Raw genomic sequence first — 17303 nt, 5'->3', positions numbered from 1 at the left:
ATGATGACACCCACTCGCGCACGAACATCAACCTCTCCTGGTATGCGGCCCGACTGCCGCAGCAGGACGAGTTCGCCCTCAAGGCCGCACTCCGCACGGGGGCCTTCTACGTGTCGAACGGGCCGCTTATCAGCGACCTTCAGGTGCGCGGACGGCGCATCACCGTGACGCTTGAGCAAGAGGGCGAGGTCCTGTGGATGGCCTCCGGGCAATACCTCGGGGTGACTCCTGCAGAGACCGTGACTGTCGGCTCGGAGCGCGGCGAGAACCGTTGCCTGCAGTGGGATCGCGCGGTGCGGGAGTCTACACTTGACCTCGACCGCCTCCAGATGCCGCCTGCGGAGCTCAAGTTCGTGCGGGCGATCGTGCGCACGGGTCCGGAGAAGGTGGCACAGACACAGCCCCTCCGCCTGCGGACTGATGGAAGCCTGGACAACCCGTACCCGTCGACGGGAAGCTGGCTGCGGGGCCAGGTGCATAACCACACCGACGCCAATCCCAGCAATCACACCATCATCAAGGACTTCCGTCTCGCCTACCAGGCCAAAGGCCAGCTTGGGAGCTTCTCTACCGACTACAGCTACTGGGAGTCACCCCACCAGTGGCTCCCCAGCGACGGCACGCCACAGGTAGAGTCCCTGACTCCTGACCGGATCGCTGCCGGCCAGGGGTGCGACACCATCCTCCGGGGCGTGAACCTGATCGCCGGGTCAACCGTGCAGATCGGCGACCATCCCGTGACGGTGCTGAGCGCTGAGGCCGAGACCTTGCGGGTGCGTATCCCCCGTGACCTCGCTGCCGGGATCTATGACGTGTGCGTGACTGCGCCGAACAAGTTCCGCGGTTGCCTGCCTCAGGGCTTTACGGTGCAGGAGGCGGGAGCGCACAACCAGGGCTGGGAGTCCTTCACCACCGCTGACGGTCTTGCTTTTCCCTCGGCGATCTGCGTTGCCTGCGTCGGCGGCAAGGACCGACCGGAGCAGGTCTGGGTCGGCTCCACCTGGGGCGCCTCCTGCTACCAGGAGGGCAAGTGGACCGCCTACCGCAGTGAACTTGCGGGCGGCTCGGCCTACTGCATCCTGCCGGACTCCGCCGGTGGCGCCTGGTTCGCCGGCGGCAGTGGTCTGGCGTACCTGAGCCCGGAGGGTAAGTGGTCGCGGGAGACAGTGGGGCATACGGACAAGCTGCCGCCGAGAGGGTCGCCCGAGCGCTGGGGTCGCCTGGCCTTTGATCACACCGGCCGCCTCTGGGCCACGAATCGCTGGGGTGCAGGCCTTGGGTTGCGTGAGAACGGCCAGTGGGACCGTCTGACCCGCAAGGACGGGCTTCCCTCCGAGAGCAACTACGGCATCGCCTGTGACTCGGCCGGCGTCCTCTGGGCCGGCTTTGGCGGCCTCTTCCGCCTGGAGGAGGGGACGTGGAAGCCGGTCTCACTGCCGGAGCCGCTGCAGAAGTGCACCACGGTTCCTGTGCTGACGCCGGCGCCGGATGGCTCCCTGTGGGCTGCCGTCACCTCGGGCCGCCCCGACGAAGGTGGCGCGGTTCACTTCGTCGGCAAGGAGGCGGTTGCGCTGCTGCCGTCGGCGGACACCTTGCCTTCGAGCCGCCTCCGCGACATCCTGGTGACTCGCAGAGGCGACGTCTGGTTCGCCAGTGACTACGGCGTCGCCCGACTCCGTGCCGACGGGAAGTGGGAACGCTACACTTCACTCACCAGCGGCCTTGGCTGCAACATCGTCCTCGGCCTGGCGGAAGACTCGCAGGGCCGCGTCTGGTTCGCTACTGCGCGCGGGGCAAGCCGCTACGACCCCGGCGCGTAGCCTCAGCCATCAGTTGACACAGAAACGGGGGCAGTCCGTAGCGGTGATGACACCGAGACTGCCCCCGTCGCGATTCCATCAGGCCTTACTCGCGGTCGGACCCTCTATCCGAGTTGTCGGCGGTACTCCGGGATCTCCTCATCGAGCACGTGCCGCATCTGGTCGATCTTCCACTCTAGGTGGACGCGGTCTGTCATGTACTCCATGCTTGGCTCCCAGCCGAGGCGTGAGTCGGCCTCAACCAGCGGAATCGTCGCCTGGGCATTCGCGACCTCAGCCTCACCCAGGGCCACCAACTCGTCGAGGATCGCCCGGGCCTGCACTGCGTCCTTCTCCTCAAGCAGCCGCTGCTTCAGCAGCCACCACTGCTTCGTGTGGATGGTCGTCCGCACGCAGTTCAGGATGAACTGCCCCAGGCCCAGCATGCGCAGGGCCTCCTCGCACTTTGTCTCCGGCGTCAGCGCCACTGCCTGCTCCAGGTGCCCCAGACCCTCCTGCCAGCGGTTCGCCAGCCGCTCCAGCAGACTGATCTCCACCGGGACGTCTTCCGGCTTGTGCGGGCGATAGTGGGTCGTGAGAATCCGGTTGCCGAAGTGCGCATAGGGGGCAGAGGGGAAGGGCTCGCGCTCGGTCTGGAACAGGAGCGGGTATGACGGTCCGACCCGGAAGGGACCGTACTGGTCCTCGTTGGTCGGCACGTAGTCGCGCCAGGCGTCGCTCCAGAGCTGCCAGGCCTTGACAGCCAGCGGGCCGCCTTCGGCGCCGAAGTCACGAACCGCGATCCGGTCAGCCATCTCTTCGGTGGTGACCATCGGCTCCCAGTACGCCCACTTGGCCAGTTCGTTCACGAAGGAGGGCCACCAGCCGTAGTGGTGCGACTCCATGAGCCCGACCAGTCCCCATTCCTCGTGGGCCTTCAGCAAGGCACGATACCGGCGCGCCCACTGGAAGGGGATTGGCTGGTATGGGATGACCCCGATGTCCCAGGACAGCCCCGCTGTGTTGCTCATCGTGTACAGCGGGATGCCGCGCTCATGGGCCGTCTGCGCTTCGGTGCTGAAGTAGATCCCCGGTCCCTCGAAGGAAGCCGTGTAGTCCACGCACCGGGTCACGATGCCGTCCTTGACGATGTTCTCGAACATCTCGAAGGTCGCCTGCACCGAGATATCCGTAGGCAGGGAGCGGAGGAGCGCAAGCCGATCCTCCTCGGGCGCCCAGCCCCAGTTGTAGGTCCAGAAGACCACATCAAGGTCCGGGTTGTACTTCCGCAGGATGCCCTTGAGCAGGTCGAGCCACTGGGGGTAGTCCGTGCAGGGCCACCAGCCCGGACTGGGCCGCTTGTCCTTCGTGCGGTCCAGCGTCGGGTCGAGGCGCAGCTTGCCGGTCGTGCGCGGGTCCTTGCTCGGGAACTCGCAGGATTCACCCACGAACACGATGCCCTTCGCGCGCGAGCAGGAGCGCATCAGCGCGCCATAGGTGCTCTCGTAGTAGTCGACCGCACCCGGATCGTCCGGGTGCACTTCGCTCGTGAGGTAGCTGTACAGGTACACGTCGAGACCGTAGAGCGCCGCCCGGTCGATGAGGTTGTTGATGTCCAGGTAGCCCGTGGTCGTCGTGTCCGGGCCCTTCACGAAGACCAGCACCGCATCCATTCCGGCGTGGGCGATGGCCTTGAGTTGCTGGTCGGGGAACTGGTCGATGCCCCAGCCGGAGTGGACCATGCGCGGAGAGAACACCGGCGCCCGCGTCACGTCCATCTCCTCAACAAAGGGCGCCTCGCGCAGGTTCATCAGGTCCTCGAGGTAGTAGCAGCCCTGACCCGTCCCGCGCTCATCACAGCCGCAGATTGTGATCGCCCCGGGGGCAACGAGGAGCCGGTAGCTCCGAGGCACGCTGAGACCCTCACCCAGGGCTGGTGCTTCGGCCCTGGTGGTCAGGCGCACACAGGGTCCCTCCGGCACCTGGCCTGCCGCAATCTCCTCTGGGCTGAGAAGGGTGGAGACGCCCATGCTCGTGAAGAGGTAGTCCTGCAGGTCCTTGGCCAGACCCACCATGTACTCCGAGGCCTGCGGGTCGAGGATGATCCGCCAGCCCTGGTCGACGGCGGCTTCACTGGCCTTCGGCCGCAGGCTCGGGTCGCGCCGGCCGGGTCTGTGAACCGTGTTGAGGCGCTGCCGGAACTGGAAGTTGCGCTCTGCCATTCGTACTCTCCTGTTTGCTGTTGTCACCGAGGCTCGTCACCAGGTTGGCTCCAGCACGACCTCTGGCCTGGAGCAGGTTCCCCACGGAGACGAGGTGACCTCTCTACCGGCGGGACGAAGGTCGCGATGCCACCCGTGTTCAATGCTCCCGGTAGTACCTGCGCCAGAAGCTGCCCCAGGTTCGGCTACGGCAGGCGAGGATGATGGCGGCGAGTAGACTCGCTGGCACCCAGGGACACAAGCTCAGGAGGAGTTGCGATGATCGTTCTCGCGATGTTCCTGGCAGTGGTCGTCCAGGCGCAACCTGTCACTGATCTGTACTGCGGAGAGCAGAACCTCCAGGTCTCGCAGGGGCGGGTTCAGCTCTCGCGCAAGTGGGAGCTGCGCTTCAGCGAGAGTTTCGAGCAGGGAATGGAACGCTGGCGGACGGAGAACTACGAGAACAAGCTTACTCTGGGCGTCGCCGAGGGCGGACGGACGGGGCAGTGCCTGCGGATCAGCAACAAGGGAGCGACAGGCGACACCGCCTTCGAGGTGGCCTCCGAGGCCTTCCCAGTAGCGGCCGGTGCCGAAGGGCGACTGAGCTTTGCCTGGCGCTCGAACGTGTCACTGGGCAACCTCGCAGGCCATCAGGGGCATTACCTGACGCAACTGGAATGGCGCAACGACGTCGGCGGCGTGATCTCGGTCACGCCCTTTGTGTTTGGAGGCGGGGCGAAGGAGTGGCGGCAGTTCACACTCACAGGGATTACGCCCCCGGAGGCTACGACGGCCTGGATACGCTTCGGCTTCGACACCCCGAACATCGCGGACCGCGAGTTCCTTGAGGTCGACGACCTGCGCTTTGAGGTGCGCGCCCAGCCGGCACCCTTCGAGGACTCCGGCAAGATGCTCTCGCGGCCGCTGAAGGCCGCCGGAATCGACACCGCGGTGTCGTGGAAGGGCCAGACACCTGAGGGCACCTCGCTGCGGATCCAGGTCGCGGTTGCGAATAGCCGAGACGGCGGCCCCGGTCAGTGGAGTGACTTCGTCGGACCAGATGGCACAGCGGCCAGCTTCTACACCACGCCGGACGCGCTACCGCGCCGGCTGTGGAAACGCGACTGGTTGCGCTACCGGGTCACGCTGGAGACTCGCAACCCGACCCTCACGCCCACGCTGGAGTCGGTCACCCTCGGCGGCGTCACTGACGGCCCCTGGGGCGGACTCGACGCTCAGCCACCGAAGCTTACCGAGCGCAGTGCAACGCGGACCGGCGACGCCTCGGCGCCGATCACCTTCCGCCTGGCCGACGAGACCGGCTACGACCGCACCTCGATGGTGCTGCGGCTCGACGGCGCAGACATCACCTCACAGCTCACCTGGGCTGACGGCAAGTACACCTACCGTCCGCAGGAGCCACTGACGACGCCCCCGGTCGATCCGGGTTCCTCTGAGTGGCGCGTCGGCAACCACGCTGGGAACCTGACGATCGAGAGGGCAGAGGGCGGAATGCCGCAGGGGTTGCCCTACTACCACATCACCCGCGAGGCCGGAGAGGTCGACACGGCCTTCTCACTTGCGTGTCCGTCGCTCAGCGTGGAACCCGGGGCGAAGTACCGGATCAGCTACTGGTCGCGGCACTCGCAGGACTTGACGGGTGCCATGGCCGGGACCGGTGGCTACAGTGGCGGCGTCACCTGGTTTGACGCGGCGGGCGCTCCGGTGGGCACTCGCACTGTCTTCGACTTCGGCGCGGCGAATCCCCAGTGGCACCAGGACAGCTATGAGTTCACTGCGCCCCCGGGGGCCTTGACTGCGCAGATTCGCTTTGGCTTCGACACCCCGAACCTCTTCGACGGCGCCTTCCTTGACATCTCTGGGGTGCAGTTGGTCGGGCCGCGTCCTGTCCGGCCTGACGACCGGCCGAACCTGCACCGGCTGAGTCTGCGGGTGGCGGACTTCGCCGGCAACGTGCTCTCACGCGACTGGTATCTGCTGGTGCGTGAGCCGCTGACCCGCAACGTCGTCACGGTCCGCGAGGACGGGATGACGCTGGTCGACGGCAAGCCCTTCTTCCCGATTGGCCTCTATGCCGTGTGGAAGAAGCCCTTCAACAACGACAGCTTCGACAAGGCCTTCTCCGACCTCAAAGCTGCCGGGTTCAACCTGGCCCACACCTACACGAACACACGCGGGGCCGACTTCTCCGAGTTCCTGGCAGCCGCGGCCCGCAACGGCATCAAGCTGTACATCTCCTCGGGCGCAGGGGCGAACTGCCTCGACCCCGAGACAGTGTTGTGGGATGTCTGCCGCGAGGAGAGCCAGCCCGCCCTGCTGTCCTGGTACCTGGCCGATGACACCGCCTCGCACGTCGGCGCCGACGACCTGCGCAACCTGAGCGAGGCGATCCACGACGTTGACCCGGCCCACCCAACGGTGCAGGCAGATGGGGTGGGTACGGCCTCGGGATCGCGCTATGCGGCCTTCGTGAACTCGACCGACGGCTTCCTTCCCGAGCTGTATCCGATCCGCGACGACACCGACCGGGGTGTGCCGCAGATCATCGCGGACGTGAAGACGGTGTGCAGGGACCTGGATCGGGCCGGAACCCGACAGCGCACGATCTGGGCCATCGTCCAGTACTTCCAGGGCTGGGGCTGGCCGCGGTTCCCGACCCGCGACGAGCTCTGGGCGATGAGCTACCTGTCCATCATCCACGGTGCCAACGGCATCACCTGGTACACCTACGGCGGCTGGGGACAGAACCATGGAGTGACCGACAACCCGGAGGTCTGGGGCAACATCTGCGCGCTGGCCGGTGAGCTGTCGAAGCTGCACGATGTGCTGGCCGCACCGCCCTGCGCTCAGCCACCCGCACCTGAGGTGACCGAAGGCCCCGCGCAGGACGCTCTCGGCAACCCGAGCCTTAGCATCCTGCTCAAACAGCATCAGGGCAAGTGGTACCTGCTCGCCGCGAACTCCTCGAAGGCTGCCGTGACGGCTCGCTTCTCCTGCGCCGCGGGCAAGCAGGTCTCGCTGCCGCAGGAGTCCCGACGAATCACCGCGGACGACCGCGGCTTCACGGATTCCTTCGCGCCCTACGGGGTGCACGTCTACACCTGGGAGTAGCGCAAGCCCAGGTGCCTGCGAACAGGTCGAAGAAGCCCAACACACATCTCAAGGAGGACTCGCCATGACCCTGGCCGCCCTGACGCTGGCCCTTTCATTGCTCTGTCCGCAACCGCGGCAGGCAGAGCTTGCCCCAGTCACCGTTCTCCATCTGCCGGTGCAGATACAGGCTCCGGCGGAGTTGGCCGCACCGGCTGATCTGCTCCGTCGAGAGCTTGCCGCGCTCTTTGGTGCAGCGTCCCCAGATGCTACCGGGGGCACCGTCGTCCGGCTCGAACTGGCACCCTCCGTGTTAACGCGCGCGGAGGAGTATGCCCTCGAGCCTACGGGCAGCAGTGTCTCGCTCCGTGCTCATGATGAGCAGGGGATGTTCTGGGCCGTGCATACCCTCGCTGCGTTGCTCGGTCAGGCGCGTCGCACGCCGGAGGGCTATGAGGCGGACGTCCCGAAGATACGCGACTGGCCCGACACCGCCTTCCGGGCCTTCATGATCCAGGGAGCCTGGACGCCGAGCGCCGAGGAGTTCAAGCGCAACCTTGAGGTCCTGGCGCGGCAGCATGTCACCTACGTCGCGCTGGAGTTCGGCCCGCAGGTTGTTCTGGACTTCGACCCCACGATCGCGAAGGGCGGGCGCTTCAGCAAGGCCCAGGCCCGGGAGATCATCGAGTACGGGCGCAGTTTGGGCCTCAAGCCCATCGCCTACCTGAACATGCTGGGCCACCTGGAGCGCGCCTACCAGAAGCCGCCCTACACCCAGCACGGCGGCATCGACCTGCGCAGTGATGAGGCCTACGAGCGCTTCGTCTACCCGATCCTGTCGGAGATGCTCGAAGTCTACGGACCGGTTGAGTATTTCCACTGCGGGATGGACGAGGCCTGGGAGCTGTCCAAGTGGCTCTCCGGCGAGGGAGCCGACGTGACCGGCCTGCTAACGCGCCATATCCAGCGGGTCAACGACTTCCTCAAGGCGCGCGGCGTGAAGACGGTCATTTGGCACGACATGCTCATCGCTCCGAACCTGCGCGAGAAGCTCGGTGCGCCGGTCGGCCCGGCCAACGGTGGACCACCACAGAACACCGCGGGCGCACTCGCCTCGATCCCCCGAGACGTGGTGCTGGACTACTGGTTCTACAATCCGCTGGACTCCTATCCCGCGCTGGACTACCTGCGCGACCAGGGCTTTGCGGTGTGGGCGAGTCCCTGGCAGTCGCCCTTCTCGCTGACCCGCTATGCCCATGCTCGTCAGGTTCCCGTGATGGGAACGCTGTGGTCGGGACCTCCGGGGTGCTTCGCCTCGGCCCGGTACAGCCCGGTCACCGGGCTCTATGCTCAGGCAGTGTGGAATGCCTCGGCGGCCCCGGAGACCGTCGCACCTGAGCCGACCCTCTCCGCAGCGGTGCAGCGGGCGACCAGCGCGGTCCTCTGGCGCCGACACAGCCTGGACTTCCCGGGCAAGGAAGCACTGCTCTTGTCGCCGACCGGCCCGAAGCAGATCTCGTGGCCGAACAAAGACCTTGAGCAACACTACGGCGTCCCGCTACCCACAGGCAATCCGGTGCAACTGGACCCCTTGCCGGAAGTGAGCAAGGCCTTGCGCGACGTGTCCAAGGCAGCCGGCGTGCGATTCCCCGGCGGCGCGACGGTAGCCCTGGACGGCGTCAACACCGCACGTGGCGAGGACCAGCTCATCCTCTACGCTGCGCCGCGTGACCACACAGGGACGAACATCTACGGAGTCGAGGTGAGCGTAAGCGCCAGCGGCAAGGTGCTGTCGGTTGCGGGCTATGGGACACCCGACAACGCGATCCCGGCAGGTGGCTTCGTTCTGTCCGCGCACTCAGGTCCGAGCGGCGCTAAGAGCCGCCGTGTGCAGAATCTCCGCGTCGGCGATGCCGTGGCCGTCTTCGATGCCGAAAACAACTGGCTGGGTGGCTCGGCTCCGACGCGTCTGATGGTCGGGCTCCCCGACGGCCAAGCGCTCTACCTCGACGGCCAGGACACCGCCCGCGACGTCGATCAGCTCGTGCTCTATCATCCCGGGTACGGTGAGGGCACCACAGGCACCAATGCCTTCGGCGTTGAGGTGGTTGTCCGCGAGGGCAAGGTCAGCACAGTCGCTGTCGGCAACTCCGCGATCCCGGCGGACGGGTATGTCCTGTCTGCTCATCAGGGCGAGACCGGAACCAAGGCTACAGCCCTGCGGACCCTCAAGGTGGGCGATGCGGTGCGTCTGCTGGTGGACAGGGGAGGCGACCGCGCCGATCTCAGCGCTGTGATGGCCGGGCGCCGGATCGTCTACCCGGTCGGGGCACGCTGCAGCACCCTTTTCCTCGCAATGGCGACGCAGGCCACGAGCTCCAACGGCACGCCGATGGGCGAGTGGATGGTTCGCTACGCAGCCGGTGCGCCAGAGCGGATTCCGGTGCGCTATGGCCGCGAGATACTGGCTCCCTCCGTCGACGCCCTGCCGCAGTACACGGAGGGCCCGGTGTGGCTTGTAGATCAGCCGCCGCTCCGGTACCTGGTGCGGGAGTGGCAGAACCCACGTCCGGAAGACGAGATCCGGGAGATCAGCTTCGAGCCTGCTCCGGCGCTGCTGGAAGTCGGCGCACAGATCCTCTCGGTAACCGCCGCAACGCCCCGCTGAGGCAGCCGCAACAGACCACACTACAAACAAGAGCGCCGTTCCCGGACCTGGGGACGGCGCTCTTTGCTGCCTTTGGCTAAACCGTCTTGCACAGGCGCCGGGCTACTTCTCCATCAGCTCGAGCTCTCGCACCCACATCAGACCGGTGCGGTTCAGCGGTCCCTGTCCGGCCGGCTGCAGTAGGCGGAAGCGATCCGCCGTCACCGGCTGGTCGAGCTTGATCTCCGTCTGCGGTGTCGGTCGCGTTGAGCGAGCGGTGCTGAGCGCCTGCCAGGCTCCCTCTCGCCAGGCCTGGAGCCGCACTTCCTGCGAGGTTCGGGGCACTCCCGCATCCAGCGACCAGTAGATCATCGCGCGACCGACCGTGACCGGCGCGGGGAACTGCACCTCCACGAAGTGCTCTTTGCCGTCGTCGGCGGAGGCCCAGGCTTCCTTCGTCCAGTGCAGTCCCTCGGCGCTGATGACCCCGTCGTTGATCGGGCTCGCGTCATAGCCGTTGAAGCTGCTGTCCACGGTCACCTTGGCTTGTCGGGCCACGTTGCCCTTGCGCCGCGGGTCCTCCATGAGCGCAATGTCGTCGAACCGCGCCTTGCCGCTCTTGCCGCGCAGGAGCAGGTAGACGTTGACGTTGCGGATGGGCTTCGTCGGCTCGATGTACAGCTCCCCAAGCTGCCAGTCGGTCGTCCCCGTCTTGAAGTCGAAGGTGGTGCCGTACAGCGGCGTGCCGTCCATGTAGTAGATGTCGACGTAGAGCGAGTAGCCCTTCCCGGGCGTGCCCTCGACGCTCTCCGACTTCGAGGAAGCCTGAAGCAGAATCGGGCACGGCATCTTCTGGTTGAGAGTCACGGTCTGCGATACCTGGCTATCGGAGCGTGCCGCGTTGGTGATGAGCAGCGACGCCTTGCCGCTGCGTGCGTCCTCCTCGTCAACCGTCACAGAGACCCCTGTGGCGCTCCAGTTCTGAAGCTTGCTCTCGAAGCTGGGATTGCGCAGCAGGTTGGCCTCCGGCGGAATGTAGAGCAGGACCTGTCGGGCCTGTGCGAGGTCCTTGCCCGCCGTGACCGAGGCGGTCACCTCCAGCGACCCCGCTGCCGTGGCACCAGTGGGTGTGAGGCGCAGGTCGCGCGTAGCTTCACCACCGGCTGCAATCTCCAGTGCCGCGGGTGCCTCGGCTTCCCATCCCGCTGGTGCGGCCATCTGCAGCTGGGCCGTCACGGGCCGCACGCGGTTGTTCCGCACGGTCGCCCGCAGACGTGCTGCCCCGGTCTGCGGATCCATCCCCTCGCTCTTGAGGGTGAGCTCCAGCGGCGCCTGCACGGTCAGGTTATGTGCGAAGCTGACGCTGATCTCCTGCCCGGGCTGCCCCAGGTACAACCGGCCGGACACCGTGAAGCTGTCGCCGGGCTGCGCGGTTGCGGGGATGGTGACGGTGCCGCCTGTGGCGCTCGGATTGACCTTCAGCGTGTCCGAAGCCAGCTCAACTCGCATGGGTGTGGCGGCCACTTCAGGGGCAACAACCTTCAGCGTCACCACGTCGCCGGGCGCCGCTGCCACGGGACCCTCAACGGACGGTGCTGACAGATTGTAGGAGGCCAGCGTTACCTGGTCCACATGCTCCTGCAGGCTTTGCAGGTCACGCAGAACTCGGCGGCAACCGTTCTCGGCCTTCTGGGTCAGGATGCTGCGACGCAGTTCGGCACTCGTCTTCGAAAGGCTGGCCAGCGCATCGCGGGCACTCTTGGCGCTGAGTTGGTCGGTCTGCTGGCCCAGGCTGAGGAGAGCCTGACGCAGGGCTCCGATGCCCTGGTCGATCTGCGGCAGCATCGCCGTCGGAAGCGGCTCGTACCACTGGGTGAACTCCGGGTCAATGAGGTACTCGCGGCTTGCGTCACTGAGCGACAGTCGCGCGAGCTTGATCGTCCCGGTCGCCTTCGAGCCGATCAGGGGCGTGACCTCAATGGAGCGCAGGGCCTGCGGTGAGTTGATCTCGAACTCTACGTCCTTCCAGTCATAGGTGCCGTCTGGAAGCGCGAAGTCCTGGGTCTCGTAGTGCGTATAGCTCGGAGTGACCCAGGCGAGACGGCAGCGAATCTTGGCGTCACCGTTGGCCGCCAGCTTGTCGGCCGCCACGCGTGCCTGGAGCTTCACTGCCCCCGGCGCACTCTGGAACAGCATGGCCCACTGCCGGGCACCGAGGCTGCGGCCGCCGGCCTTGAACACCAGGTTGGTCTTCCCGTCCACGATCTCCCGGTCATAGCCCTGACTGAGAGGGCGCCAGTGCACTGCCTGGGGACCCTTTCCGGCATCCGCCTGTCGCATCTTGGTTCCGCGGTCGAGGAGCTCCAGACTCTGATCCAGATGCCACTTCGCCGTCGCCGCAGGAGTCGCCAACTGGATCGCCAGCACTCCGTCAGGGGGCACCTCAAGACTCGCCACGAGCCCCTTGCCCTGACTCTGCAGCGGCAGCGCCTTGCCCGACACCAGGTCACGTGCCCTGATGGCCTTCGCATCAAGTCCCAGACCGGCGGCGTCAATCGTGAGCGTCGTCGAGTGTGGCTTCGCCTCCTCGTTCAGCAGAGTCAGCCAGGCGACGCCGTTCTGGTCGGGACCAAAACGCTCCACATAGACCCCTGGATCTGAGCTCCGGGCGAAGGTCACGGGCTCCCATCCCGCCAGGGCCAGACTGCGGCAGAGCGGCTCATACCTACGGAACAGGTCGCGGTCGCGCTCGTAGTAGCGCGGGTGATTCCAGTACTGCCCACCGGGGCCGAGGCCACTCGGCGGCCAGTCGAAGAAGCCGGGGAAGACGCCGTAGGCCAGGCAGCGCTTCATGAACAGCTCCATCTGCGGCCGGGCGATGCTCTTCTCGTAGTTCCCCTTCAGCAGTGTCATGAAGGGCTTGTGGTGGATGACCGTGCGGATATAGTTGAAGCTCTCCCGGGGGATGATGAGCCCGGTCTCGGCGCCGAGGACATCCAGCCACGGGCAGACGTAGAAGCTGTCGCCGAGGGCGCCGTTCATCATCGTGATCTGGCCGCGTGGGCGCAGCAACTCCGCTGTGCCTCGGGCGAACTCCACGGAGGAGAAGAAGTTGTTGAGGTAGGGCTTCTTGTTCACCGGGTCCCACAACACCGGCGCGTCATGGGTCTTGAAATGCTGGGTGTTGTAGTTCAACCCGGCGGACAGGCCGTCGTAGTAGAAGCCGTCGAGGTCGCCGTTGCGAGTCCTCTTGATGCTCTCGGTACGGGTGATCGTGTTGCGGATCAGGTAGTCACCCCAGGGCAGTTCGGGGTCGAGGTTGAACTGCGCCAGGAGGTGCCCATACACCGACCACTTCTCTACCGCCAGCCGCCCGTCGGGCTTGCGCGTCCCCACACGGTCGTACAGGCCGGCTTGCCCGGTCGTCCTCTGGAAGGCCTGGTTGACCGCAGCTACCTGGTCCTCGTAGGGCGGCAGCGGGTCCTTCTCGGGGTCATAGGGTGCCGGCAGATTCGCGGGCATTCCGGCGTGGGTGTAGTAGATCGTCGACATCACGTCGATCTTGTCGTCGTACTCCGGCTCGGGCGCACCCTCCTGGAGGCCGAACCAGAACTCGTTGGCGTTGTCGATCTCCGACAGCCGGTTGAAGGCCATCCACTGCCCCTGCTGCGGCACGTACACCTTGAACATCTCGGGGTACATCTCGTAGTACCGCGCGAGGGCACTACGCATGCCCCACTGCGGGTCACAGGGGTACAGGTCGAAAGCGAAGCTAGCCTGATTGGGTTGCCGGGTATCCGGCGACAGCGCGAAGTCATACAGGATCTCGAGCCGCTTGCCGGTCGCGTCATAGTCTGTGCGGAAGATGCAGGGACGATCCAGCGGCACCGACAGGCACAGCGCCTGCGGCCCGGCGATGACGGTGCAGAAGTTGCGGTTCGAGTAGCCCATGCGGAGCGCCGGCTTGTCCTTCCATTCCGGCAGGTCGGCGTAGGCTCGCAGCGGCACCACATTCTCATACAGCTTGCCCGCCTGGATGGGGCTGCTGGTCTGCATGTCGGAGTACCACTGCCAGCCCGTGGCATCAACCGGGAAGGCGAAGCGCAGCAGCATCCCTCGGGCCGGAAGATCCGCGCCCTTCAGGTCAAAAGCAAAGTGCAGCGCCGGGCCCTTCGGGCTGATGGTCAGCGTCCCCTGAGCCTGTGCGGCCACGAAGTTCAGGTTCACCCCCGCCTGGGCGGTGCCACCCGTCACGGTGGCGTCCACATACTGCCCCGTCTCGACGGGTGCCAGACTCACCATCGGCGCAGCCTGCATGGGCAGGCGTGCTCCGCTCACCTCCAGTCCCGTCACCCGCAGTTGGTCGTCAACCTCCAGCATCATACCTTCGGCAGCCAGGGTCGCAGCCATGGTCACGGCTCCCGTGAAGAGCGAGATCAGCAGCACGGCGGTCAGCAGAACGGCACGCATGGGAGAGCCCCCTTTGTCGAGCTTTCGGTCCACTTCAGTACACGTAGAGCATGTTGCCGGTTGAGCCTGTGAGGGCGTCGATCACCAGCCACGCACCTGACCCCAGGAACTGCCCCAGGATCGCGCCCATGAAGAAGTGCACGCCGGTCGTGTAGCCACGGAATCCGGCATAGCGCATCACGACCACCTTCGCCAGCCAGCCCCCTAGCCCCGAAAACCAGAGGTCCTGCACCGGCTGAGTCGGAGCAATGGCGAAGCCCAGGGGATGCAGAGGCCACCAGGCCAGGCTCGTGTGCAAAACTGTCAGCGCCCGCATGACCACAGCCCCGGCACCCATCCACAGCCAGCGTCCGACACTCGGCTCCGCCGGACTGTTGAGTTGCTGTGCGACGTAGGTGAAGGCCGCCTTCGGGCAGCCCCCGAAGAGCCATCCGCCGAGGCGCAGGCCACTGTGCACATAGGCCGCCCGCAGGATATAGGTCGCACTGACCGCCGCCGGGACTGCGATGGCTGTGGAGACGACCGGTAGGAATCCGCGCGGGTTGTCGAGGCCGTCCCACAGCTTCAGGCTGTGCGAGACGAAGGGCATCATGATGACGCGGATGTCCGCCGCCCAGACGAAGGTGTAGCCAAGCGCCACGGTGCTCGCAGCGTTGAGGTTCCTCCCGCCGAGGGCGCTGGAGACGAAGTACTGTGGTATCTGCGCAGCACGCGAGACGGGAACTCCGCCCTGAACCGTGGCGCGCGTCAGGGCCAGAAAGGTCGTGAAAGCCGAGGCCAGAAAGACGATGCCGGGCACCCACTCCAGCCCGGCCAGTCGCAACCAGATCAGCATCCCGCCAAGTCCGCCCACCAGACAGCCAACCACAACCCGAGCGTCGCAGGGCTCGCCCGCGTACTCGCCGCCCTGGAAGGCAGCACGAAGGGTACGAGCGACCTCGTGCCGGGCCTGATACAGCCCCGCTGCAACGAGCATTGCCATGGCCCCGAAGGCCTGGCAGGAGATGGCCGGGTTGCCTGCCCCGTAGATCTCCGCTGCTCCCAGACTGATCCCCCACAGGCGCCACAGCGGGGTCTGTACCGCGGTGACCAGCGCGAAGAACCACAGGCTGAAGGCCAGGTCCGAACTAAGCAGGTAGTTGAAGGACACCACGGACGGGTTGAGCCAGAGTCGCAACAGAACGCGCTCGCGGTCGAGCGGCAAGTACACCTCGTTGCGCAGCTTCAGCAGCGGCACGGCTGGGAAGTAGTGGTTCAGGGCCACCAGGCTTGTGGGGAGGAGTGTTAGCAGAAACCCCAACCACATGGCCCGGCTGCGGAACAGCTCCGGCCACAGCGAAGGCCCGGCCTCGGCCCCAATCAGCTCCAGGGGAAGACGCATCAGCGGGAAGACCAGGCGCTCCTGCACGATCCAGCGCCGGCGCACCAGGAGCATCAGGCCAAGGGTCGTCGCGTAAAGCGACGCCACAAAGACCGCCCAGGCAGCCAGCGGCACCGCCCAGGCGCCCCAGGGGATGAGCTGACCGGGAGGCAGACCCTCGTAGCAGTGCTTGCATACCACGTCGTCGGTCGGGGCGACCCAGGACGGTACCTGCGGAAGGATGAGATCGCCCCAGCGGTTCTCCGGGGAGGCGAAGTAGCTGGCGCCCGCCAGGATGGGCAACAGCTGGCCGACCAGTCCCCAGGTCGGCACGGCGGAGGCGACAAGGATCATCACGAAGATGACGGTCAGCTCTCCGCGGGTGAGAACCAGTCGCCGTCGCAACCTGGCAATCAGCGGGTTCAGCCCGGCCACTACCGCAAAGAAGAACACGATGGCGCCGAAGGGCAAAGCCGTGTTCGAGGGCCGCGTGCCGCGAATCACGAACTCGGCGTAGGGGTACGCCATGCCGATCAGCGCGCTGGCGATTACCCCTATCGCTGCTGCCCGGAAAGTGACCGCTGTCCGCACACCGGGCGTGACGGCACCGTCGCCCTCAGGTTCTGGCACCATGCCTTGCCACTTCGCTGACTGCGAGCTCTGGCCCTGCGCTCAGATAACCAGGGCACCGGTCTCCAGCAGGTACTCGATCGATTCGGTGAAGATCTGCTCGGTCGTGTACCGAGGTGCATAGCCCAGCAGGCGCTGTGCCTTCTCGATGCTACAGCAGGGCGAGTGCAGGAGGTGATCTCTGGTGGTTGCCCAGGGCTCGGCACCCAGGATCGTCTCCATCTCCTCGTAGGTCGCGAGGACGATGTTGGCTCTACGGCCGAAGAGCCCGGCCACGAACTCGCAGCACCCCACCAGCGACAGCGCCCAGGGGGCGACGCCGCTGAAGGACTCACCCAGGCAGACCTGGCGCCGGATCATCGCGGCCTCGAAGAGCTGAGCCAGGTCGTCGGCGTGGACATGGTGGAGCGTCTCATGGCCGTACTGCGGCAGGTACACGACCTCGCCACGAGCGAGCTTCTCGTACACGCCGACACCGTTGCGGGTGCCCTGCGGATCGACCGGCAACCACTTGCGCCCGGAGATGTGCCCCGGGTGGATGATGGTCACGGGGAACCCGGTGGTCCGGTAGCGGTTGAGCAGGTCGGCCTCGACGGCTGCCTTGTTGATGCCATAGTCGGTGATCGGGCAGCGCGGGTCGCTCTCCTGATAGGGGCGGCGACGAGGTGCGCCGTAGGCCCAGATCGTGCCGCAGTGCAGGAAGTGCTGCACGCGGCCTTCGAAAGCCTTGACCATGATCGCGCTCTGCTCGGGTGTGTAGCAGATGAGGTCGATGACGACCTCTGCTTCGAGGCCCGTCATTCGCTCGGCCCACACACCAGCCTTCTCCTCAGCGCGCCGGTCGGCCTGAATCCACTGGACCTGTCCCCAGGCCAGTCGTGCGTCGGTGTGCTGGGGAGTTGGGGTGCGCGCGACCACCGAGACCTCGTGCCCGGCGTTGACCAGTCGCGGCACCAGGTAACTGCCGATGTGTCCCGTGCCGCCGATGACGAGAACCTTCATGAGGAGCCTCCTGCTTCGAAGCGCGTCGTTATCTTCCTATCGCCGTGCCGCTGCCTACGTGGGCAAGCAACGGCGGTCAAGCT

At 66.1% G+C, this 17303-nt stretch carries 7 protein-coding genes; 3 read left to right on the top strand and 4 right to left on the bottom strand.

All coding sequences use genetic code 11. The annotated features are described in order from the left end of the window. Nucleotides 1-1820: two-component regulator propeller domain-containing protein (locus tag ABFE16_14010; protein MEN6346410.1), on the top strand; the 1820-nt coding region annotated here is incomplete at its 5' end. A 104-nt stretch (nt 1821-1924) separates the two neighbouring features. Here ABFE16_14010 and ABFE16_14005 read toward each other — a convergent pair. Further along, nucleotides 1925-4021: a hypothetical protein gene (locus ABFE16_14005; protein MEN6346409.1), complete on the bottom strand. Its 2097-nt coding sequence runs from the start codon at nt 4019-4021 to the stop codon at nt 1925-1927. A gap of 258 nt (nt 4022-4279) precedes the next feature. Between ABFE16_14005 and ABFE16_14000 the strand changes: the two genes are divergently transcribed. After that, nucleotides 4280-7132: a hypothetical protein gene (locus ABFE16_14000; protein MEN6346408.1), complete on the top strand. Its 2853-nt coding sequence runs from the start codon at nt 4280-4282 to the stop codon at nt 7130-7132. A 64-nt stretch (nt 7133-7196) separates the two neighbouring features. Then, entirely contained in the window at nt 7197-9779 is a 2583-nt protein-coding gene (locus ABFE16_13995) for a glycoside hydrolase family 20 zincin-like fold domain-containing protein (protein MEN6346407.1), read from the top strand. Nucleotides 9780-9881: 102 nt separating this feature from the next. On the opposite strand, the gene ABFE16_13990 is transcribed toward ABFE16_13995, so the two are convergent. From ABFE16_13990 to ABFE16_13980, 3 genes are read right to left on the bottom strand one after another with little or no spacing between them, the layout of a single operon-like run. Next, nucleotides 9882-14228, bottom strand: a complete 4347-nt coding sequence (locus ABFE16_13990; GenBank protein MEN6346406.1) for a hypothetical protein — start codon at nt 14226-14228, stop codon at nt 9882-9884. A 34-nt stretch (nt 14229-14262) separates the two neighbouring features. Then, a complete protein-coding gene (locus tag ABFE16_13985; protein MEN6346405.1) occupies nt 14263-16221 on the bottom strand; it encodes a DUF6785 family protein in 1959 nt (652 codons plus the stop codon). A 39-nt stretch (nt 16222-16260) separates the two neighbouring features. After that, complete coding sequence (locus ABFE16_13980; GenBank protein ID MEN6346404.1) at nt 16261-17220, bottom strand: NAD-dependent epimerase/dehydratase family protein; 960 nt, start codon at nt 17218-17220, stop codon at nt 16261-16263. Between the last annotated feature and the right edge of the window lie 83 nt (nt 17221-17303).

This window comes from Armatimonadia bacterium (assembly GCA_039679385.1).
GTDB lineage: Bacteria > Armatimonadota > Zipacnadia > Zipacnadales > JABUFB01 > JAJFTQ01.
Note: the sequence above shows the minus strand (reverse complement) of the source record. Positions and strands in the feature narration are given on the sequence as shown.